Raw genomic sequence first — 21,301 nt, forward strand, 5'->3', positions numbered from 1 at the left:
GGCGTTCGCGCCATTATGACGGGGACGATCTTGGGATCAACCGAGCTTGCGCCGCAGGATCTTCCAGACGCCGTCGGCCGAGGCCACCAGGCGCGTGCCTTCGCGGACATCGCCGCGCATGAACACCAGGGAGCCGGTGCGCTTGACCACCTGCGGGTGCACCTCGATCCAGTCGCCGAGGCGGCCGACATCGATGAACTTCATCTCGAGCTGGATCGTGACGCAGTTGGCGCCGTCGGCCGCTCGCATCGCGGTCTCGCCGAGCGCCCGGTCGGCGAAGCTCATCAGCATGCCGCCATGGACCACGCCGATCAGGTTGGCGTGCTTCTGCTCCGCCCGGAACGCGTAGGCGCCGTCGGCGTCGCGAAAGTGAAGCGGACCGACATGGGCGATGAAGCCCTGGTCCTCCACCGCCGTCCAGCCTTCGGAGGCCGGATCGAAGTTTTTCGGGTCGGTCGTCATCGGGTCGCGTCCGTCCTGTCGTTGGGGTGGGCCGGTGCCGGATCCTACGTCCCGCGCGGCTTGGCCCGCCGCGTCGGAGCCTCGGCGAGGGGGTCTTCCGGCCAGGGATGACGCAGGTAGCGTCCGCGCATCTCTGCCCGTACCGCCGCCCAGGAGCCGCGCCAGAAGCCCGGCAGGTCCCGGGTGATCTGGATCGGGCGATGGGCCGGCGACAGCAGGTGCAGGACCAGGGGCCGTCCGCCGGCGGTCGGGTGCCGGTCGAGGCCGAACAGCTCCTGCACCCGGACGGCCAGGACCGGTTCGGCCTCGGTGTAGTCGACCGGGATGCGCGAGCCGGTCGGTACCTCGACATGGGTCGGCGCCTCCGCGTCGAGCCGGCCGCGAAGCTGCCAGGGCAGCAGGCCGTGCAGGGCTCCGGCGAGGTCGTCCGGGGTGATGGCGGCCGCGGAACTACGCCCGACCAGTGCCGGAGCCAGCCAGGTCTCGGCGCTCGCCGCGAGGGCGGCATCGGACAGGTCCGGCCAATCACCGCCCTCGGCGGCGCGCAGGAACTGCACCCGGGCACGCCATTGCGACAGGCCCGGGGTCCAGGGCAGGCGATCGAGGCCGAGACCGACGATGCCGCGGGCCAGGATCGCGGCGGATTCCGGGCTGGCCGGGACCGGCAGCGGCCGCTCCCCGAGGCTGACCGCACCCAGGCGCCGGACCGCCCGCGCCCGCAGGGCGGCGGCCTGCGGATCGAAGGTGACCTCGGTGCGGGCCTCGATCCGGTCGGCGAACAGCCGTTCGATCGCCTCGGCGCCCATCGCGGCGGCGGCCAGGATACGGGCGTTGCCGGCGGCGCCCGCGAGGTCGGCGATCACCAGATAGGTCTCCCGGGCGAGCGGGCTCGCCGGGTCGAGGCGGCCGGCCCGGCCGCTGGCCATGACGAACTCGCCCTCCCGGCCCCGGGCGCGGGCGATCCGGTCGGGATAGGCCAGCGCCAGCAGCGGGCCGGCCGCGTCCCGATCATCCTGCTGGGCGCCTCCGGCGATCCGCGCCCAGTTCTCGGCGAGCCGACGCATGTCCGTGGCCCGTCCGCCCCGGTCCCGGCGGAAGCGCTCGACCCGCTCGTCGAGGTCGATACCGTCGCCGCCCAGCCCACGCTCCACGAGGACTGCTGCGAGGTCCGCGGCGTCCCGCGCCTGGCCGATCCCGGCCGCGACCGTCACCATCCGGGCGAGCCGCGGCGGCAACGGCAGGGCGCGCAGCTTTGTGCCGATCTCGGTGAGCCGCCCGTCGGCGTCGAGCGCCCCGAGGGCGCCGAGCATGGTGCGGGCTTCCGTGAGCGTGGCTTCGGGCGGCGGATCCAGGAAGGCGAGCGTGCGCGGGTCGGTGACGCCCCAGGCCGCGCAGTCGAGCAGCAGCCCGGCGAGGTCGGCCGAAAGAATCTCGGGGCGGGTGAACGGTTCGAGCGCGCTGGTGCCGGCCTCCGACCAGAGCCGCCAGCACAGGCCCGGCTCGGTCCGGCCGGCCCGGCCCCGGCGCTGGTCCACGGAAGCGCGGGACGCCCGGGCGGTCACGAGCCGGGTCAGGCCGAGGCCGGGCTCGTAGACCGGCACCCGGGCCAGCCCGGAATCGACCACGATCCGCACGCCCTCGATGGTCAGCGAGGTCTCGGCGATGCTGGTGGCCAGCACGACCTTCCGGGTCCCGGACGGCGCCGGCGCGACGGCGCGGTCCTGCTCGGCCGGGGTCAGCGCGCCGTAGAGTGGGGCGAGCTGCACCTCCGGCCCGACCTTCTGGGCCAGGAGGTCATGGGTCCGGCGGATCTCGGCCTGTCCCGGCAGGAACACCAGCACCGAGCCGGTATCCGCCCGGAGCGCGCGCAACGTCACCTCGGCGACCGAGTCCTCAATGCGCCGGTTCGGGTCGCGCTCGGCGTAGCGGGTCTCCACCGGAAAGGCGCGGCCCTCGGAGGCGACCACCGGGGCGTCGCCCAGCAGCCGCGCGACCCGGGCGCCATCCAGGGTCGCCGACATGACCAGGATCCGCAGATCCTCGCGCAGCCCGCTCTGTGCATCGCACGCCAAGGCGAGGCCGAGATCGGCGTCGAGGGAGCGTTCGTGGAATTCGTCGAACAGGACCGCACCGACGCTCGCCAACTCCGGATCGTCGAGGATCATGCGCGTGAACACGCCCTCGGTCACCACCTCGATCCGGGTCCGCGCCGAGATCTTCGACCCGAGCCGCACCCGCAGGCCGACCGTTCCGCCAACCGGTTCGCCCAAGCTCTGCGCCATCCGGGCGGCCGCGGCCCGGGCCGCGAGGCGACGCGGCTCCAGCAGGATAATTTTTTTCGCGCCCAACCACGGGGCGTCGAGCAGGTCCAAGGGGACGCGCGTGGTCTTGCCGGCGCCGGGGGGCGCCACCAGCACGGCGGCGTTCCGGGCGGTGAGTGCGCTGCGCAGTTCGGGAAGCGCCGCCTCGATCGGCAGCGCGGTAACGGGACCGGCCATCGCGTCCGCTGATGGCCCGGCTGGGCGCCAGGCGCAACCGCCCGACCGCCGCGCCTGACGCTGCCGCGCGATCGATACCAATCGGGGCGCTGCGCTCTGGCGGTAACCGCAGGTCGGCGCGAACGTGCTACCCAACAATCTGGGAGTGAAACGATGCGTCTCCGCCCCGCCGCCCTCGCTCTGGCGCTCGCCGTCCTGGCCCCTGCCCTGTCGGCGGCAGCCGGTGCGCAGGACCGCCTGCCGACCATCCCGCCGCAGGATTACACGCCCGAGCAGAAGCAGGCGGCGGATGCGTTCGCGCAGGCCCGCGGCAAGCCTCCGTTCGGCCCGTTCGAGCCGCTGATGCACTCGCCCGAAGTGATGACCTTGGCCCGGTCGATGGGCGATTACCTCCGGTTTAAGCCGAAGATCGGCACCACCCTGTCGGAACTGGTGATCCTGCTCACCGCCCGGCGCTGGACCCAGGATTACGAGTGGTACGTTCACGCGCCGATCGCCGAGAAGGCCGGGATCGCCCCCGAGATCGTCGCGGCAATCCGCGACGGACGCCGACCGGCGACGATGAGCGACGACGAGACCGTCGTGTACGACTTCACGGCCGAGCTGCAGGACACCAGACGCGTCTCGGACACGACCTACGCCAAGGCCGAGGCCCGATTCGGGAAGGCCGGACTCGTCGATCTGGCGGCGATCTCGGGCTACTACACGCTGCTCGCCATGGAACTGAACGCGGCGCGCTACCCGATTCCCGACGGTGGGCAACGCCTGCCCCGCCTGCCGGAGTGAACAGAGCTATCCACAGCCTGCGGGCAGCCGGATCCCCGTTATCCACAGGGTTAACGGGTCGCTACAGCAGGACCCGCCGGGTCGTTGACGAAACGTTAACCCTTCTGGCTTGTTCTCTCTTCGTTCCGGGCGCAACGAAGGAGACCCCGATGCTGACCCAGGCGCTAGCCGCACAGAAGGATCACACCTGCCCCGTCGATGCGATCAGCCGGGCCTATCTCGGCTTCGCCGGCGGCGATGCCGGCATCGCGCTCCGCTGCGCCATTGCCGACGCCCTGTCCGATCTCATGGATGCCGAGCGGCGTACCCGCGAGCGCAGCCGCCTGATCTCGCGCGGCTACATCCGGGAAGCTCCCGCGGCCGCTGCCAAGGCGGAAAGCTGAACGATGGCTGCAAGTTCACTTCAGCGTCGATGCAGGCAAACCTAGGCATTCTGTCTCTCGTGATCGGGATCGCTCCGGTGATCCCGCGCTTCATTCGGAGTCAGGTCATGAAACGGATCGCTGTGCTTTCGGCCGCCGCGCTGATCGGCGCGGGGACCCTCGCGTCCACCGCCGCCGAGGCGCGCGGGGGCGGTGCCATCGCGGCGGGCATCATCGGCGGCCTAGCGGCCGGTGCCCTGATCGGCGCAGCGGCCCAGGCCGCCCCCGCGTATGGCTATTCCTACGGTCCCGCACCGTACGACGGCTACGGGCCGACGCCCGTGGTCGTCCGGCCGCGCCCGGTCTATCGCGCCTACGAGGACGTCGAGCCGGTCTACGCGACCCGGCGGGTCGTCACCTACGAGCGCGTGCCGGTCGGCTACGGCCATCGGCGCTGGCGCGACGATGCGGATTGCGACGACGATTATGGCTACGGCCGCCGCTACCGCGGCTGGTGAGCAGGGTTCCGCAGCGGGACCTGGCGATCATGACGATCCGGGCCGCTGAGCGGGGCGCCCGGATCGTTCCAGCGGCCCTTGCCAATCCTCCTCTGCTGAGTTGTCGGTGCGGGACGCGCCCAAGCCGTGCAGGTCTCGCCTGCGCCGTGTCCGCATACTCCGCCACAGCTTCGTCGGTTACGTTTGCTGACTCTCGGTCGGCACTGCTCCAACGGCATCGGCGAATCCATGCTTGTCCATGAAGGCGAGACGCGCAGCTTCGCGGCGGACCTCAACCTGTCCTGGTCCCTGGCGGCGGTGGCCGGTGCGCTGAACACGGCAGGCTTCTACGCCGTCGGCTTCTACGCCTCGAACATGACCGGCAACGTCTCGGCGATCTCCGACCGGGCCGGGACCGGCGACCTGATCCTGGCCGTGAAGGCGCTGCTGCTCGTCGTCCTGTTCATGCTGGGCGCCGCGACCTCGACCCTGCTGATCCGCCGCCGGCGTCGCCACGCGCCCCACGGCGCCTACGCCTACAGCATTTGCGCCGAGGCGATTTTGCTCGCCGCGATCGGCTTCGTCGCCCTGCCGTTGGCCGAGCCTGCACGCGGCGAGGCGCTGGTGTTCGGCCTCAGCTTCGTCCTGGGCCTGCAGAATGCCGTGGTGACGAAGATCACCGATGCCCGGGTGCGGACCACCCACGTCACCGGCATGGTCACCGATATCGGCATCGAGCTCGCGCGCTGGCTGGACCGCAAGGCCGGCGATCCGCAGGCCAAGCGCCACGACCCCGACAAGCTGCGGCTTCACCTGATGACGGTGGGCGCGTTCCTCGGCGGCGGCCTTGTGGGCGTCGTGGCCTATCGCGCGATCGGCGTGGGGCTGCTGTTTGCCGCCGCCGCGATCCTGGCGCTTTTGGCGGCCCCGGCGATCGGCGCCCGCCACTCGGCCCCGGCGGAGTGACGGCGCCGCGTCAGGCCTTGATGTCGAGGAGCTGGCCGCTCATGCGGTCGGCGGTGCGCGCCACCGCGGCGTTCAGCGCGAAGGATGTCCGCGACCCGATCAGGTCGGCGACCGTGCTGGACAGATCGACCTGCGCGGCGGGCGGCAGCGCCGCATCCCCGGCCGGTTCGCCGATCTCCGCAATCTTTTGCGCGGCCGTCCCGAGCCGGTCCGTCGCCCGGCTCATGCCGGCGGTGGCAGTCTGAAGCGCGTCGATCATCGCGGGTTCTCCTGCAGGAGAGCCTGACACGGAGACGCGAGGCAACGGTTTCGCGGTTGCGTAAAATGCGAGGCAATGCGTCGATTCCGCGGGCAAGCCCCGAGGCACGTTCGCGAGTCGATTTGCCTTCCTCGCTGAGCGTCGGGCTCAGACCGCTAAGAATCGCCGACGACGCCGGCCGCGTCCTGAGCCTGCAGCACGTCGGGGCGCGGCATCGAGATGATGTTGTAGCCGGCATCGACGAAATGGACCTCGCCGGTGACGCCGCCGGAAAGCGGCGACAGCAGGTAGAGGGCCGAGCCGCCGACGTCGTCGAGGCTGACGGTGCGACGCAGCGGAGCGTGGGCCGCCTGGTGGTTGAACATCAGCCTTGCGTCGGCGATGCCAGCGCCGGCCAGCGTCCGCATCGGGCCGGCCGAGAGCGCGTTGACCCGGATTCCATCCGGGCCGAGATCGCTCGCGAGGTAGCGCACCGAGGCTTCCAGCGCAGCCTTGGCCACGCCCATCACGTTGTAATTCGGCATGACCCGGGTCGAGCCACCGTAGGTGAGCGTCAGCAGGGAGCCGCCGTTTTTCATCCGCTTGGCCGCGCGCTGGGCGATCTCGGTGAACGAGAAGCACGAGATCGTCAGGGTCCGGGCGAAGTTCTCGCGGGTGGTGACGTCGACGTAGCGGCCCTTGAGCTGCGCCTTGTCGGAGAAGCCGATGGCGTGGACCACGAAGTCGAGCCCGCCATCGAAGCGTTCGTCGAGGGCCGCGAAGGTGGCGTCCACCGAGGCGATGTCCTCGACGTCGCAGGGCAGCACGATGTCCGAATCGAGCCGCGCCGCCAGGGGGGCGACCCGCCGGCCCAGGGCGTCGCCCTGATACGTGAAGGCGAGCCGCGCGCCGTGGGCGTGGAGGGTCCGGGCGATGCCCCAGGCGATCGAGTGATCGTTAGCGACGCCCATGATCAGGCCGCGCTTGCCCGCCATCAAACCTGTCATGCCGACTCACATTCCGTACGAGTACGCTGCCCCCGGGACGCGGAGACGGGCCGCGATGCGGTTGAACAACCTATCCGCGACGCAGGTGCCTTAGCGCGGCTTGCCGCGCGATCCAAACCGGACAGGCTTCGGCGCCGGCCAAAAAAAAGCCCCGCCGACGGGCGGGGCGTTCATCGCAGGGTGGAGCGTCGGCTTAGAAGTACCCGTCCGTATGCGATCGGGCCTCTTCGATCAGCGCCTGCTTGGCGTAGATCGCGGCGCAGCCCGCAATCATCAGGCCGCTCAGTGCTCCGATCAGGAACGTACCCATCGCCACCACCCCATCCAACGAACGGTAAACGTCGCCCCGGACGCGGTGGTTCCGAGATGAGACAGTCAAGCGTCTACGTGCTTCAGGACCAGGGTGGCGTTGGTGCCGCCAAAGCCGAAGGAGTTGGTCAGGACGTGGCCGAGCTTGGCGTCGTCCCGGCGCTGGCGCAGGATCGGCATGTCGGCGAAGGCCGGGTCGATCGTGTCGATATGCGCGCTCTCGCAGATGAAGCCGTTCTGCATCATCAGCAGGCTGTAGATCGCCTCCTGCACGCCGGTGGCGCCGAGCGAGTGGCCGGTCAGCGACTTGGTCGCCGAGATCGGCGGACAATCCTCGCCCCGGCCGAACACCTCCCGGATCGCCTCGATCTCTTTGTCGTCGCCGACCGGGGTCGAGGTGGCGTGCGGGTTGATGTAGTCGATCCGCGCGCCCTTCAGGCCTTCCATCGCCTGGCGCATGCAACGTACCGCGCCCTCCCCCGACGGCGCGACCATGTCGTGACCGTCCGAGGTCGCGCCGTAGCCGGCGACCTCGCCGTAGATCCGCGCGCCGCGGGCCTTGGCGTGCTCCAGTTCCTCGAGAACCAGCACGCCCGCGCCGCCCGCGATGACGAAGCCGTCCCGGTTCGCGTCGTAGGCGCGCGAGGCCCGGGCCGGGGTGTCGTTGTACTTCGACGACATGGCCCCCATGGCGTCGAACAGGTTCGACAGCGTCCAGTCGAGATCTTCGCAGCCGCCGGCGAAGATGATGTCCTGCCGGCCGCCCTGAATGATTTCTGCGGCGTTGCCGATGCAATGGTTGGACGTCGCGCAGGCCGACGAGATCGAGTAGTTCACGCCGCGGATCTTGAACCAGGTCGCCAGCGTCGCCGAGGCGGTCGAGGACATCGCCTTCGGGACCGCGAACGGGCCGATCCGCTTCGGGCCCTTGTCGCGGGTGATGGCGGCAGCATCTACGATCACCCGGGTTGAGGGGCCGCCCGAGCCCATGATGATGCCGGTGCGCTCGTGCGAGATCTCGGCCTGCTCCAGGCCCGAATCGCGGATCGCCTGATCCATGGCCACATGGTTCCAGGCGGAACCGCCGCCGTGGAAGCGCATGGCGCGCCGATCGACCACGCCTTCGGGATCGAGGCTGGGCCTGCCGGAAACCTGACTGCGGAAGTTGTGCTCGGCATAGCTCGCATCGCGCGCGACGCCCGAGCGTGCCTCATGGAGGGAGGCCAGGACCTCCTGCGTGGTGTTGCCGATGGATGAGACGATGCCCATCCCGGTGATGACGACGCGGCGCATGGTCGTGACGATTCCTCCGTCGCGGCGTCGGTCGCCCGGGCCGCGTCCCGGTCAGCTAAGGTGACGCGGGTACAATCTCAACTGCCGAGGGCGCTGGGCGTTGCCGCCGCGATGCGAAAGACGCCCCCGAAACGCGGCCCGGTCAGCTCTGGAACAGGCCGACCCGCATATCCTGGACCTGGTAGACACGCTCACCGTCGGCCTCAAGCCAGCCGTCGCCGATGCCCAGCACCAGCTTGCCCTGGCGGACGCGCTTCACGTCCACATTGTAGACGACCTTCTTCATCACTGGCAGCACCTGACCGGCGAGCTTCACCTCGCCGACGCCGAGCGCCCGGCCCCGGCCCGGAGAGCCCAGCCAGCCGAGATGGAAGCCGAGCATCTGCCACAGGGCGTCGAGCCCGAGGCAGCCCGGCATCACCGGGTCGCCCTGGAAGTGGCAGGGGAAGAACCAGAGGTCCGGGCGGATATCGAGCTCGGCGGTCACGTGGCCCTTGCCGTGGGCGCCGCCCTCCTGGCCGATGCTGGTGATCCGGTCGAACATCAGCATCGGCGGCAGCGGAAGCTGCGCATTCCCGGCGCCGAAAAGCTCGCCGCGCCCGCAGGCCAGTAGATCCTGGTAGGAATAGTTCGACTTGCGGCTCGCGGCCTGTGCTGGCGTCTCGGCGTCTTGCGACATGAAGGTGGCTGTTTCCTCTGGACTTTCGTGGCGGGCAGGCAGGCGATGCACGCCAGGCGCCCGGGCGTTCGGCGCGCGGGTTAGCACGGGGCGCCGCGCCTTCAAAGCCATCGGCGCCTGCGGAAGGGGTGCGCGGCGGCTCGGCCAGGCGGCTTGGGTTGCGACCGCATGTCCACTTCCGTATAGTATGACGAATCCCATTCCTTCAGGGTCCTCGTCGAGCGTTCAGTCCCGAAATGTCCGAACTGCTGCCCCTTCAGGCGATCCTCAACGGCCGGGTCCCCGCCCCCCAGCTGGAAGCCAACGGCATGCCGCGTCGCGGCTGTCCGTTGTCCGATCTGCGCGACCGCCTGCGCCGGGCCGGCCTGCGGCCGACCCGCCAGCGCCTGTCGCTGGGCTGGCTCCTGTTCGGCCGCGGCGACCGCCACCTGACCGCCGAGATGCTCTACGACGAGGCGATGCGCGCCAAGGTGCCGGTCTCTCTGGCCACCGTCTACAACACGCTGCACCAGTTCACCGAGGCGGGGCTCCTGCGCCAGCTCGCGCTCGACGGGTCGAAGGCCTATTTCGACACGAACCCGAGCGAGCACCACCACTTCTACTTGGAAGACGAGAATCAAGTGATCGACATGCCGGATTGCGGCATCACGGTCGATTCCCTGCCGGAGGCCCCCGAGGGCATGGAAATCGCCGGCGTCGAGGTGATCGTCCGCCTGCGCCGCGCCCGCCCGGCGGCGCGCCGCCAGAGCTGAGTTTTCGGGCGGCCTCGGCCGCTTGCGCCGACGTTGAGCCGCCCGGTCTCGGGCGGCTTTTTTGTTGCGCGTCTGTCGTTGCCGAATGAGGCGCGGGTGCACTCGCCCTGGCGGGCTGCGATGTTCACACATCGCTGCCGAATGAGGGCCAAGGCCAACCCCGGGCGCGGCTCCCTCCCCCTTCGCCGGCCACGGGCTACATAGGTTTCGACTGTAGCCCGTAGTCATGCCGTAGGCGCAGAGGGCGCGGGTCCCCTCTCCCGTGCGGGAGAGGGACAGGGTGAGGGATGCGACCTCTCCGGACAAACCTGACCCCTCACCCCAACCCTCTCCCGCACGGGAGAGGGGGCCCGTTGCGGTGTGCAAGAGCGGCCACGCCCCAAACCTGTGTAGGCGGTAGCCCCCCGCAGAGAGGAGGGAGATCCGCGGTGTCTCCCGTGGATTCTGCCGACTCCGATGTATGAACTCGCAAGCCCGTGCGAGAGAAGGGGCACGTTGCGGTCTGCAGGGGCCGAGATGTGACCGTTGTCGCCGGAGTGGGAAACAAGGCCTGCGTCGCGTTTCGCGAGGGCTGGGCTGAGGCCAACCTCCTGCTGAGTCACAAAGAGTCGGCAGTAGGCCGGTTAGGCGAGCGCATATCCGAACCCTCCCCCTCATCCCGAGGCGACGGAGCGTAGAGGAGGCCTCGAAGGAGGGGTCCAGGGATCGCGCGGAAGTTGGAGGGCTCCTTCGAGGGCGACGCTGCCCGCTGCCACAACAGGATAAGGATGTGGGTGGAAGGCGCAGCGCAGATCGGCGCGGCGGATTTAGGCGAACGGCGTTGCCCGCCGCTCTCCCCAAAAACTCAAAAAAACTACTCCACCACCTCGTTCGGATACACGCCCCAGAGGCGGTTCTGGCGGATGTAGCCGTCCACGTCCCGGCGGTTGGGGAGCGTCACGATCAGGCGGCACCACGTGCCGGTGCAGGCCTTCACGCTGCCGATCACGCCGGTCTGGAGCCGGGCCTCGTCGGCCGCACCCTCGTCGGCCTTGGCGCGCAGCGGGATCGCGGCCTTCTCGGCGCCCTTGTCGGGGCCGGCATTGACGATCGCGGTACGGCGCCCCGAGAGCAGCGAGTGCAGCACCCAGCCCTCGGTGCCCTCCGAGTCGCGGATCCGCCGCCAGGTCTCGAACTCGCCGACGATCTCCACCGGCAGGCCCGCCCGCTGGAACACCCACAGAGTGCGGTGATCCTTGGAGGGCCCTTCGCGCAGGTTGACGCGGTCGGTCTTGAGGCTGGCGTAGCGCGGCAGCGGTAGCTTCGTGACCGGGCCGGTGCCGGTCTCGGGCGCGGTGGGAGGCGGGGCCGCGGCCGCGGGGGCGAGGCCGGCCAGCAGCAGCGCCGCGACGGCGAAGCTCAGGCGTGACGCGCGCATGGTCTTCTCCCTTTCCCAACGTCGCGGTGCCGCGCGGAACCGGCTGGGGCCGATCCGCTCGGTGTTGTTGATCCTGCATCCCGGAAACCGGAAAGCCCCGATCGGGGCCGGGACGGTGAAGGCGCAATCCGTCGATGCGCGGATCCCGCCGGCATCCGATTGTGTTCCGGCCCACCTCTGGTAGAGAGGCCGATGGGTCGGAACAGGCTCCGGGACCGGTGCCTCGCACCCGACCTGTCTGGCCGAGTTCGGTTAACGGACGCTTGCTGACGGTGGTCCGGATCCGGTCCACCGGGCAGGGATCGCCAACACGGCCGCGAGGCTGACGGGGAGAGAGACGTGTCGAAGCGCAAGCCGCTGGTGGTCGTGACGCGGCGCCTGCCGGATGCCGTCGAGACGCGGATGCGCGAGCTGTTCGACGTGCGCCTCAGTCCCGACGATGCCGCGATGCCGGCCGACGCCCTGGCGGCGGCCCTGCGCGAGGCCGACGTGCTGGTCCCGACCGTCACCGACGAAATCGATGCCGGGCTGCTGGCCCAGGCCGGCCCGAACCTGCGGCTGATCGCGAATTTCGGCAACGGCGTCGACCATATCGACGTGGCCGCGGCGCTCGAGCGCGGCATCACGGTCACCAACACCCCCGGCGTCCTGACCGAGGACACCGCCGACATGACCATGGCGCTGATCCTGGCGGTGGCCCGCCGCGTCACCGAGGGCGCGCGGATCATCCCGGACGACGACTGGACCACGGGCTGGTCGCCGACCTGGATGCTTGGCCGACGGATCACCGGCAAGCGCCTCGGCATCGTCGGCATGGGCCGGATCGGCCAGGCGCTCGCCAAGCGCGCCCGCGCCTTCGGCCTGCAGGTCCACTATCACAACCGCCGCCGGGTCCCGGCCGCGATCGAGGGCGCGCTGGACGCGACCTACTGGGAATCCCTCGACCAGATGCTGGCCCGGGTCGACATCGTCTCGGTCAACTGCCCGCACACCCCGGCGACCTACCACCTGCTCTCGGCCCGGCGCCTGAAGCTGCTCAAGCCCGAGGCGATCGTGGTCAACACCGCCCGCGGCGAGGTGATCGACGAAAACGCGCTCGCCCGGCTGATCGAGGCCGGCGATGTCTCGGCGGCCGGCCTCGACGTGTTCGAGCAGGAGCCGGCGGTGAGCCCGCGCCTGGTGAAGCTCGCCCGTCAGGGCAAGGTCGTGCTGCTGCCCCATATGGGCTCCGCGACCTACGAGAGCCGCATCGACATGGGCGAGAAGGTCATCATCAACATCAAGACCTTCATGGACGGCCACCGCCCGCCGGACCGGATCCTGCCGAGCATGCTCTGAGCGCAGGTTCGGAAACACCGCCCTTGTCTTTCCGGGGCCGCGCAGCGGAACCCGGAACCCATAGCCGCCGACGCAGCCGGATGAGCGCGTCTGCCTACGATCCGGTCCAGCCGCTCAAAGTCGGATAGAGGTCCGACCAGTCCGGGTTGAAATCCTCGATCAGCCGGATCTTCCAGTCGCGGCGCCATTTCTTGAGCGCCTTCTCCGGGTCGATCGCCTCCACGACGTACGTGTAGGATTCATACCAGACCAGCCGGGTCACGCCGTAGGTCGCCGTGAAGCCCGGACTTGCTGCAGTCCGATGCTCGTGGATGCGGCGGGCGAGATTGTTGGTCACACCGACGTAGAGGGTGCCGTGCTTTCGGCTGGCGAGCAGGTAGACGTGATACGCCACGGCGGACCTGCCTGATCGGTTGCACGTCCAAACCGAAGCCGACGGCGCCGGTTTGGGCATCCGCGGCGGTTATGGGTTCCGGGTTCACGCCTTCGGCGCGCCCCGGAAAGACAAGGTGTTGTGTTTTCGGTCGCAGTGATTCGAGCGGTGGATCATAGCAAATCACCTTGCGCCGCCAAGGTTTGCGGTGGGGTCTCGCTTCGCACGCTCTGGAACAGCCGCTCGCTGGTCAGCTTGAGGAAATAGAATCCGAATTCCGGGTTCTGGTAATAGAGCTGCTTCACGTCGGAATACGACACGCACAGGGCGTTGCCGGCCTCGATGCAGACCAGAGAGGCGGTCCGGGTGTTGCCCGGCGCGAGCAGGCCGAGCTCTCCGACGATCCCGCCCTGACGTACCTCGATTTCGAATTCGGGGATCCGGAAGGCGCCGCTCTCGACGTAGTACATCTCGCCCGCCAACTCGCCCTTGCGGAACACCACCTCGCCGATTCCGAACGGGCGCTGCGACCCGAACGGCCGCAGCCATTCGAGGGACAGGTTGCCGTCGGCGGCGGTCTCGACGTCGCGCACCAGGCGCATCATCTGCCACAGCCGGTAGGCGTTGAACGGGATCTGGATCGCCTCGGTGAGCACCACTGGCATGCTGCCGATCAGCACCCCGTAGGTGATCACGGCGCAGCTGGCGCAGAGCGAGATGATCCGCAGCGGGATCATGGTGCTCATCGCCGAGGCCGAGATGGTCAGCGCGGTGCCCAGATAGCCGATCGCCTCGATCCAATCCACGCGCGCCTCCGACCTCACCCCAGCCTGAGCGGGATGCCCGTCCGGCCGGGCTCCGGCAAGACGCGGGACTGCCGGCGGCGCGCGTGCGCCTCAGCCTGTGCCCGCGCGGATACGCTCGGCGGCGTCTGCGGCGGCGCGGGTACCCTCCTCGTAGGCGCCGCCGACCGTGCCCCATTGCAGCCGCGACAACGCCTCCCCGGCGAACCAGACCGTGTCCGCCAGGGGTGCGTGCAAGGTTTCGCGGGCCGGCGCGTGGCCGGGGGGCACCACCGCCCAGGAGCCGCGCGACCACGGATCGTGCCGCCACGCGCTCACCGCCGGGATGGTCAGGTCGCGCAGGCGCGCCCGGCCGAACTGCTCGGCCAGGACCGCCCGGACATGGCGACGAACGCCGTCGGGGCCCGATCCGGCGGCGTCGAGCGCCTCGGCCTCGTGCACGTCGAGCTCGTAATAGTGGAACGGTGTGCCGTCGATCTGGGTGAGCAGGCCGGCCGGCGACGGCCGGCTGCCGTGGATCGCGGCCAGCCGGTCCCGGCCCCGGAACGGGCTCGACGGCCAGTGCAGCACCGCGTGCTCGTAGAGGCCGGTGGAGAAGCCGTCGATCGCAGCGCGGACCGCGTTCGGTAGCGGCGGTGAGAAGGACGGCCCGTCGCGCAGGACCATGACCGGCACCGTCACGATCACCGCCCGCGCCCGGTATTCCGTGCCGTCGGCCGTCTCCACGCGCACGCGCTTGTTGGACCAATCGATGCGGGCCACCGGACTCGACAGCGCCACCGGCAGATCGTTGGCGAGCCGGGCGAGGTAGCTGCCGTAGCCGCCGGCCAGAAAAAAATTCTCGCTGTATTCGAGGCTCGGGAAGTCGTGCAGCGACACCTCGCCGAGCGGCCGACCCGAGACCAAGCCGTGGACCTGCGCCACCCGGGCGCCCCAGGGGCCGAGGCCCGGCGGCAGGGCGATCCCGGCCGGCCGGTCGGGCCCCGGCCGCGCGGCGCCCCGGGTCATCGCCTGGTCGGCCCGGTCGAAGGCCCGGGCATTGGCCCGGATCTCGTCGGGGCGGCCGCGGCGGCGGTCGACCCAGACGTGGCTCTCCTGGGGGGCCAGCTTCAGGCGCTCCCCGCGCGCCCGGCCGAGCGCCACCAGCGGGTTGATCGGCCCGGCATGGAGCCAGTGCGCCCCGAGGTCGAGGGCGTGACCGCGGATCGAGACCGTCAAGGCCCGGCCGCCGATCCGGTCGCGCGCCTCCAGCACGGCGACGCGCACGCCCCGCTCCACCAGAGTCCGGGCCGCTCCGATCCCGGCGGCGCCGGCGCCGATCACCAGCACCTCCGGATCCGCAGGCAGCGGTGCCAGGCGCGGCCGGTAATCGGGCGCGCGCGCCGGCTCCGCGGATGTCCGAGAGATCAAGGCCGTCATCCGGGCGTCCTGCACGCGCACTCCTGTCCGCTCGCTCCGGTGCGGCTGCGCCCGGCCTTGCGCCGGTGGCCGCACCCCTTCACAACGCTGCCGCGCCGCCTCCGGCGCTAGCCGGAAACCCCGCCCGATGATCGTCGAGTCCGCCGCGGCGGCTTTGCGCCAGACCTTTTCCCCGCCCCTGCGGGCGATCCTGTGGAAGTCCCTGGGCCTGACGCTCGGGCTCCTGGTCCTGCTCTGGCTCGGCCTGACCCGCCTCGTCCAGGCGTTTCAGGCGAGCCACCACATCTCAGCCCAATACCCGATCCTCGACAGCCTCGCCTACTACCTCGCCGGGTTCGGCCTGTTCGTGGTGCTGGCCTATCTCATGCCGGCGATCTCGATCCTGGTGGCGGGCTTTTTTCTCGACGATGCCGCCGCGATCGTGGAGCGCACGGATTTTCCCGACGATCCCCCCGGCCGGCCGATGCCGCTCGGCACCGCGATGTTCTACGCCGTGCGCTTCGCGGGTGTGACGCTGCTGGTCAACCTGGCGGCGCTGGTGATCTTCTTCGTGCCGGTGATCGGGATCGCGGCGTTCTTCGGCGCCAACGCCTACCTGCTGGCGCGGGAATATTTTGAGATGGCGGCCGCCCGGTTCCGGCCGCTTCCCGAGGCCGCCGAGATGCGCAAGACCTTCGCATTGCGCACGCTCAGCGCCGGCTGCCTGATGTCGGCGATGATGGTGGTGCCGATCCTCAACCTGCTGACGCCGCTGTTCGGGATCGCCCTGATGGTCCACCTGCACAAGCGCCTCAGCGGGCGCCTCCGGCTTGCGGGGCCGGCAGCCCGATAGAGCATCGTCCCGAAACGTGGCCGCCGGCTTTCGGAACAGACGATGTGCTAGGACCGGGATGCGTCGAAGCCTCGCTCTGGTCGCCGGGGTCTTCGGCCGCTACCGTGGCGAGAGCCCGGCGGCACACCGGGGCGGAGAGCCGAACGATGAAGGCGCAAGACCCAGCGCAGGGCGGCCCCAAGGACATCCCCCCGCCCCCCGGCAAGGGTCCGTTTCTCATCGTGGGGCTGATCGCGCTGGGCCTGCTCGGCTACGGCGCCTACAATCACTGGCAGCGGGACGTCGAGGCGACCGCGACGCTGGAGCGGATCAAGACCCTGGTGCCCCAGGTCCGCACGGTCGTGGCGGAGCGCGCGGACGGTCCCCTCGATCTCACGCTGCCCGGCGAGACCCAGCCCTTCACCACTGCGGCGATCGCGGCCCGCGCCACCGGCTACATCGCCGAGCGGCGGGTCGATATCGGCTCCCGGGTCAAGGTCGGGGACCTGCTCCTGCGCATCGCCGCCCCGGAACTCGACCAGCAGCTCGTCCAGGCCGAGGCGCAGGTCGGCCAGCTGAAGGCGCAGCTGCTCCAGGCCCAGGCGCAGGTCGAGCAGGCCCGCGCCAACGTCAACCTCGCCAACCTGACCAACAACCGCACCGCGACGCTCGCCGTCCAGGGCTGGGCGTCGCGCCAGAACGCCGACACCTCCCAGGCCGGCGTGCTCTCGCAGGCCGCGACCCTGGCGGCCGCCGAGGCGGGGGTGAAGGTCGCCACCGCCAACATCGCGTCGCAGGAAGCGGCGGTGGACCGACTGAAGGCGCTGACCGCATTCGAGCGGGTGGTGGCGCCGTTCGACGGCGTCGTCACGACCCGCAACGTCGATGTCGGCGATCTGGTCAAAGCCGACAATGGCGGCACGCCGCTGCTCAGCATGGACCAGGACAGTATCCTGCGCATTGCCGTGAACGTGCCCCAGAACGATGCGGTCGGGGTCAAGCCGGGCGTCCAGGCCGAGATCAGCGTGCCGCAGATCCCGGGACGCCGCTTCGGCGGCTTCGTCGAGCGCAGCTCGGCGGCGCTGAACGCCGCCTCGCGCACCCTGACGACGCAGGTCGACGTGCCGAACCCCGACCGGGCCCTGCGGGCGGGGCTCTACGCCGCCGTGACTCTGAAGATCCCGCGTACCGACGAGAGCGTCACGGTCCCGGCCGAGGCGACGGTGTTCAACCGCAACGGCCTTCAGGTCGCGGAGGTCGGCGAGGACGACCGGGTGACGTGGCGGACGATCAAGGTGCGGCGCGATCTCGGGCGGGTGCTCGAACTCGAATCGGGCCTGGCCGCCGACAGCCACATCGTCTTCAGCCCGCCGCCGGAGCTGCGCGACGGTCAGACGATCGAGCGCGTGCCGCCGCCGCAGCCGGCCAAGCCGATCCGGGCTGCGGAGCGGTGATGGAGGCCAGGTGGTCGGGCCGCGGGCGTATGTCCCCGGCGCCCCTCCTCCAGCCCACCCCCCTCATCCTGAGGCGACGGAGCGAAGCGGAGCCCTCCTTCGAGGCTGCTGCGCAGCACTTCAGGATCAAGGGCGGATGGGATTGATCTTTTGGCGTCCGTCGGGCGGCACCCTCCTCAGCTGCTCCCACCGTCATTGCGAGCGCAGCGAAGCAACCCAGGGAAACGCTACATGCGGATAGCACGCGCTGCCCTAGGTTGCTTCGCTGCGCTCGCAATGACGGCGGAGGCTCAATTGCGGATCGCGTCCCCTACAAACGGGTCTCAATTCACCCGCACCACCAGCTTCATCTTCGGATGAATACCGCAGAGGACCTGAAACGTCCCTCGCTCGGTGAAGGTGACCGGCGTGCGGCTGCCCGGCTCTTGGTCGCCGGAATCGAAGCTGAACGTGTCGGATTCGACGAATACGTGATGCAGCAGGTCGCTGTCGTCGTTGACGAACATCACCGTCTCGCCCCGGCTCAAAGCGATGTTGCCCGGCTGAAACGCCCGGCCCTTCTGCGACACCAGCAGCCCGGAGGCCTCGAGATTGCCGACCAGGACCAATCCGCAGGCCATCCCGAGGACCAAGGCGAGCGCTGCCGGGAGAACCGGCTTCCAGCGGAGCGATGCGGGTAAACTCGGCGCTGCGGGGGCCATGCTGTTCCTCGGATTCGCGAGCGCCGAACTTGTATCCGCAGCGGCGGCAAGCGTTCGAGCCCGGTTAGACTAGAGGGAAGTTTATTGAGAAATCATTTTCACGATGCCTCGCGTTCCAGCTCATCCGGCTGTTTCCGAGGTGATCGACCCGCCAAAACGATTATCGATGAGTCGAGCGAAGGATCGGCCGGCTAATCGAGCCTTAACATGTAGCAGTTACGGTTCACTCGACCTGTCATACGGCGGCCCGGTGCGATGCGAGACCCCGAGAGAGCGACGGACGAACGGCCGCCAGCGGGTCTGATGCGCGTCGCGCACGGCGTGGCGGCACTGTCCACCACGATCCGCGGCCGGATCTTCGTCGCGTTCCTGGGCATGAGCGTGCTGTCGGGGGCGCTCGGGCTCTATGCCGTCGTTGCGATCTCGCATGTCGGGGCACTCGTCAATCGCACCTATGACGAGTCGCTGATGTCGATCAATTACGCCCGGGCGACCGCGGCGGATTTCGCCAAGATGCGCAGCGCCTTCGCACGCCGCACGCATGTCCGCGACGCCGCGGAGGCGGCCAAGCTCGATGCCGAGATCGCCGAGCTCTCGACGACGCTCTCCGAGGACCTGACCATCGCGGTCGAGCGTTCGCAGTCGGACCGGTCGGTGCGCACCGCCGGGGCCGTCCAGGCCGCGGTGGCCACCTGGGAAGAGATGCGCCGCGGCCTCGACCCGGCCACCGCCCGGCCCGAGCGCTGGGACGCCCTCGACCACCAGGCCAACGCGGTCGACGGCCAGATCGAGCTCCTCGTCAACTATACCGCAGGCGACGGCTTCACCTTTCGGCAGGCAGCCCGGCAGCTCGTCGCCCGGGAGATGCACGTCAACGCCATCGTGGCCGGGCTGGCGGTGTTCGCCTGCGCGCTGATCGCCTGGCTGCTCAACCGCCGCATCACCGGGCCCCTGGCCGATGCCTCGGTGGCGGCGGAGCGGATCGCCAGCGGGCGCCTCGACGACCGGATCCCGGCCGGCGGCCGCGACGAACTCGGCAGCCTGCTCCGCTCGATGGCGGTGATGCGCGACAACATCCAGGCGATGATGCAGCGCGAGGTCAGCCAGCGCCGGGTGGCCGAGGCCCTGGTGACCGACGCGCTCCAGACCTCCCGCGAGGGCGTGGTCGTGGTCGATGCCGAGGGCGGGATCGCGCTCGCCAACGCCCAGGCGCTGCACTTCTTCGACGGGCTGGAGGCGGCGATCGCTTCCGGCGTGTCCCTGTCGCGCCCCGCCGACGCGGACGGCGCCTGCTCGACGAAGCTCGACGAGTGCTTCCGGGCGCTCGCCCGCGACGGAGAGATCCGCCTGGCAGACGGGCGCTGGCTGCGGGTGAGCCGCAGCGCCACCCAGCAGGGCGGCTTCGTCGCCGTGTGCAGCGACATCAGTCTGCTCAAGGAGCAGGAGGACCGGCTGACCGCGACCAACCTGCGGCTCGACGCGGCCCTGGACAACATGTCCCAGGGACTCTGCCTCTACGACGCGCAGCATCGCCTGATGGTGGTGAACCGGCGCTACGGCGAGATCTACGGCTTGGCCTCCAATGCCGTCGTCCCGGGGATGTCGGCGCAGGACGTGCTGGCGGCCTGCCTGGCGGCCGGCAACCATCCGGGCAGCGACCTCGCCACCCTCCTCCGCCACGAGCACGAGGCCCATCGCGGCGGCATCTGGCATACGCAGTTCCAGGAACTGAGCAACGGCCGGACGGTCTCGATCGACCGGCGTGCGACCGCCGATGGCGGCTTCGTGGCGACCTACGAGGACGTCACCGAGCGCCGCCGCGCCGAGGCGCGCATCGCCTTCCTGGCGCATCACGACACCGTCACGGGCCTGCTGAACCGGGAAGCACTCGGCCAGCAGATCGAGATGGCCGTGGCGCAAGCCGGGCGCGATTCGGGCTTTGCGGTCTTCGCCATCGACCTCGACGATTTCCGGCCGGTGAACGAGACCCTGGGCCACGGGGTCGGGGACGAATTGCTGGCGGCGGTGGGCGAGCGCCTCACCGCCTGCGTGCGCGAGATCGACTGCGTCGCCCGCCTGGGTGCCGACGAGTTCATCGTCGTTCAGCGCAACATCGACCGGCCCGAGGACGCCGCCGTCCTGGCGCGCCGAATCATCGAGGTGCTGAGCGCGCCCTACAGCCTGAGCAGCCACGAGATCAGCGTCGGCCTGACCATCGGCATCACCCTGGCGCCGGGCGACGGGGCGAGCTGCGAGAAGCTCCTGAAGAACGCCGAGGTCGCCCTCGACCGCGGCAAGACCGAGGCGCGCGGCTCGTTCCGGTTCTTCGAGCCCGAGATGGACGCCCGCCTCCAGACCCGGCGGATCCTGGAGCGGGATTTGCGCGACGCGCTCGCCCGCGAGGCGTTCGAGGTCTATTACCAGCCGATCTACAGCCTCGCCGCGGACCGGATCTGCGGCTTCGAGGCCCTGCTGCGCTGGGACCACCCGACCCGCGGCTTCGTCTCGCCGGCCGAGTTCATCCCGATTGCCGAAGAATTGGGCCTGATCGTCCCGCTCGGGGAGTGGGTGCTGCGCCGGGCCTGCGAGGAGGCCGCCCGCTGGCCGGACGGGCTCAAGGTCGCGGTCAACGTCTCTGCGGTTCAGTTCACGTCCGCGAGCCTCGTCACCGCGGTGCGCGAGGCCCTGCGTCGGACCGGCTTGCCCGGCCGCCGCCTGGAGCTGGAGATCACCGAATCGGTGCTGGTCGCCAATCCCGGCGCGACCACGGCGATCCTGCACAGCCTGAAGGCGCTCGGCGTGCGGGTCTCGATGGACGATTTCGGCACCGGCTACTCGTCGCTGAGCTACCTGCGCAGCTTCCCGTTCGACAAGATCAAGATCGACCAGTCCTTCGTGCGCGACCTGTGCGTGAAGGATGGGACCGACTTCATCGTCCGCGCGGTGATCGGGCTGGGCGCCAGCCTCGGCATGACCACTACCGCCGAGGGCGTGGAGACGGAGGCGCAGCTCGCCCACCTGCGCGCCGAGGGCTGCGACGAGATCCAGGGCTACCTGATCAGCCGCGCGGTCCCGGTCTCCCAGGTCGGCGACGTGATCCAGCGCTGGAACGGCGCCACCCGGGCGATCGCCTGAG

21 protein-coding genes are annotated in these 21,301 nt (G+C 70.0%); 9 read left to right on the top strand and 12 right to left on the bottom strand.

Annotation, left to right across the window (positions count from 1 at the left end; all coding sequences use genetic code 11):
• Positions 1-36 precede the first annotated feature (36 nt).
• Positions 37-462, bottom strand: coding sequence for a PaaI family thioesterase (locus MKL09_RS24310; RefSeq protein ID WP_244024517.1), 426 nt, complete (start codon positions 460-462; stop codon positions 37-39).
• A 44-nt stretch (positions 463-506) separates the two neighbouring features.
• Positions 507-2,960, bottom strand: a complete 2,454-nt coding sequence (hrpB, locus tag MKL09_RS24315; protein ID WP_244024519.1) for an ATP-dependent helicase HrpB — start codon at positions 2,958-2,960, stop codon at positions 507-509.
• 153 nt (positions 2,961-3,113) lie between these two features.
• Between hrpB and MKL09_RS24320 the strand changes: the two genes are divergently transcribed.
• From MKL09_RS24320 to MKL09_RS24335, 4 genes are all read left to right on the top strand, one after another.
• A complete protein-coding gene (locus tag MKL09_RS24320; RefSeq protein WP_244024521.1) occupies positions 3,114-3,746 on the top strand; it encodes a carboxymuconolactone decarboxylase family protein in 633 nt (210 codons plus the stop codon).
• A gap of 149 nt (positions 3,747-3,895) precedes the next feature.
• On the top strand, positions 3,896-4,129 hold the full coding sequence (locus tag MKL09_RS24325) for a hypothetical protein (RefSeq protein WP_244024523.1): 234 nt from the start codon (positions 3,896-3,898) through the stop codon (positions 4,127-4,129).
• A 107-nt stretch (positions 4,130-4,236) separates the two neighbouring features.
• The gene (locus MKL09_RS24330; RefSeq protein WP_244024525.1) at positions 4,237-4,626 is read left to right on the top strand and encodes a hypothetical protein; all 390 of its coding nucleotides are present in this window, start codon (positions 4,237-4,239) and stop codon (positions 4,624-4,626) included.
• A 228-nt stretch (positions 4,627-4,854) separates the two neighbouring features.
• The gene (locus MKL09_RS24335; protein WP_244024526.1) at positions 4,855-5,571 is read left to right on the top strand and encodes a YoaK family protein; all 717 of its coding nucleotides are present in this window, start codon (positions 4,855-4,857) and stop codon (positions 5,569-5,571) included.
• Positions 5,572-5,581: 10 nt separating this feature from the next.
• Here MKL09_RS24335 and MKL09_RS24340 read toward each other — a convergent pair whose 3' ends face one another.
• The 5 genes from MKL09_RS24340 to fabA form a co-directional block, all read right to left on the bottom strand.
• Positions 5,582-5,830 carry a flagellar protein gene (locus tag MKL09_RS24340; protein ID WP_244024528.1) on the bottom strand — a complete coding sequence of 83 codons (249 nt, stop codon included), beginning with the start codon at positions 5,828-5,830 and terminating at the stop codon, positions 5,582-5,584.
• A 155-nt stretch (positions 5,831-5,985) separates the two neighbouring features.
• Positions 5,986-6,816, bottom strand: a complete 831-nt coding sequence (fabI, locus tag MKL09_RS24345) for an enoyl-ACP reductase FabI (RefSeq protein WP_244024530.1) — start codon at positions 6,814-6,816, stop codon at positions 5,986-5,988.
• A 193-nt stretch (positions 6,817-7,009) separates the two neighbouring features.
• The gene (locus tag MKL09_RS32115; RefSeq protein ID WP_279606099.1) at positions 7,010-7,132 is read right to left on the bottom strand and encodes a hypothetical protein; all 123 of its coding nucleotides are present in this window, start codon (positions 7,130-7,132) and stop codon (positions 7,010-7,012) included.
• 59 nt (positions 7,133-7,191) lie between these two features.
• The gene (gene fabB / locus MKL09_RS24350) at positions 7,192-8,418 is read right to left on the bottom strand and encodes a beta-ketoacyl-ACP synthase I (RefSeq protein WP_244024532.1); all 1,227 of its coding nucleotides are present in this window, start codon (positions 8,416-8,418) and stop codon (positions 7,192-7,194) included.
• A gap of 142 nt (positions 8,419-8,560) precedes the next feature.
• A complete protein-coding gene (gene fabA, locus MKL09_RS24355) occupies positions 8,561-9,097 on the bottom strand; it encodes a 3-hydroxyacyl-[acyl-carrier-protein] dehydratase FabA (RefSeq protein WP_244024534.1) in 537 nt (178 codons plus the stop codon).
• Between the two features lie 236 nt (positions 9,098-9,333).
• On the opposite strand from fabA, the gene irr reads away from it, so the two are divergent.
• Positions 9,334-9,849 carry a Fur family transcriptional regulator Irr gene (irr, locus tag MKL09_RS24360; protein WP_279606100.1) on the top strand — a complete coding sequence of 172 codons (516 nt, stop codon included), beginning with the start codon at positions 9,334-9,336 and terminating at the stop codon, positions 9,847-9,849.
• 853 nt (positions 9,850-10,702) lie between these two features.
• On the opposite strand, the gene MKL09_RS24365 is transcribed toward irr, so the two are convergent.
• Entirely contained in the window at positions 10,703-11,266 is a 564-nt protein-coding gene (locus tag MKL09_RS24365) for an SH3 domain-containing protein (protein ID WP_244024536.1), read from the bottom strand.
• A gap of 339 nt (positions 11,267-11,605) precedes the next feature.
• On the opposite strand from MKL09_RS24365, the gene MKL09_RS24370 reads away from it, so the two are divergent.
• Positions 11,606-12,604, top strand: a complete 999-nt coding sequence (locus MKL09_RS24370) for a 2-hydroxyacid dehydrogenase (RefSeq protein WP_244024538.1) — start codon at positions 11,606-11,608, stop codon at positions 12,602-12,604.
• A gap of 94 nt (positions 12,605-12,698) precedes the next feature.
• Here the strand turns inward: MKL09_RS24370 and MKL09_RS24375 are convergent, their stop codons facing one another.
• The 3 genes from MKL09_RS24375 to MKL09_RS24385 all read right to left on the bottom strand — a co-directional run bounded on the left by MKL09_RS24375 (position 12,699) and on the right by MKL09_RS24385 (position 15,199).
• The gene (locus MKL09_RS24375) at positions 12,699-12,998 is read right to left on the bottom strand and encodes a GIY-YIG nuclease family protein (protein ID WP_244024541.1); all 300 of its coding nucleotides are present in this window, start codon (positions 12,996-12,998) and stop codon (positions 12,699-12,701) included.
• A 152-nt stretch (positions 12,999-13,150) separates the two neighbouring features.
• Positions 13,151-13,783, bottom strand: coding sequence for a cyclic nucleotide-binding domain-containing protein (locus MKL09_RS24380; RefSeq protein WP_244024543.1), 633 nt, complete (start codon positions 13,781-13,783; stop codon positions 13,151-13,153).
• 90 nt (positions 13,784-13,873) lie between these two features.
• A complete protein-coding gene (locus MKL09_RS24385; protein ID WP_244024545.1) occupies positions 13,874-15,199 on the bottom strand; it encodes a flavin monoamine oxidase family protein in 1,326 nt (441 codons plus the stop codon).
• A 127-nt stretch (positions 15,200-15,326) separates the two neighbouring features.
• Between MKL09_RS24385 and MKL09_RS24390 the strand changes: the two genes are divergently transcribed.
• Positions 15,327-16,031 carry a sulfate transporter family protein gene (locus tag MKL09_RS24390; protein WP_244024547.1) on the top strand — a complete coding sequence of 235 codons (705 nt, stop codon included), beginning with the start codon at positions 15,327-15,329 and terminating at the stop codon, positions 16,029-16,031.
• 146 nt (positions 16,032-16,177) lie between these two features.
• The gene (locus MKL09_RS24395; RefSeq protein WP_244024548.1) at positions 16,178-17,464 is read left to right on the top strand and encodes an efflux RND transporter periplasmic adaptor subunit; all 1,287 of its coding nucleotides are present in this window, start codon (positions 16,178-16,180) and stop codon (positions 17,462-17,464) included.
• A gap of 323 nt (positions 17,465-17,787) precedes the next feature.
• Here MKL09_RS24395 and MKL09_RS24400 read toward each other — a convergent pair whose 3' ends face one another.
• A complete protein-coding gene (locus MKL09_RS24400; RefSeq protein ID WP_244024551.1) occupies positions 17,788-18,072 on the bottom strand; it encodes a plastocyanin/azurin family copper-binding protein in 285 nt (94 codons plus the stop codon).
• Between the two features lie 396 nt (positions 18,073-18,468).
• Here MKL09_RS24400 and MKL09_RS24405 point away from each other — a divergent pair, with 396 nt between their 5' ends.
• Entirely contained in the window at positions 18,469-21,300 is a 2,832-nt protein-coding gene (locus tag MKL09_RS24405) for an EAL domain-containing protein (protein WP_409566984.1), read from the top strand.
• Position 21,301 lies beyond the last annotated feature (1 nt).

The organism is Methylobacterium sp. J-048 (genome assembly GCF_022829515.1).
Classification (GTDB): domain Bacteria; phylum Pseudomonadota; class Alphaproteobacteria; order Rhizobiales; family Beijerinckiaceae; genus Methylobacterium.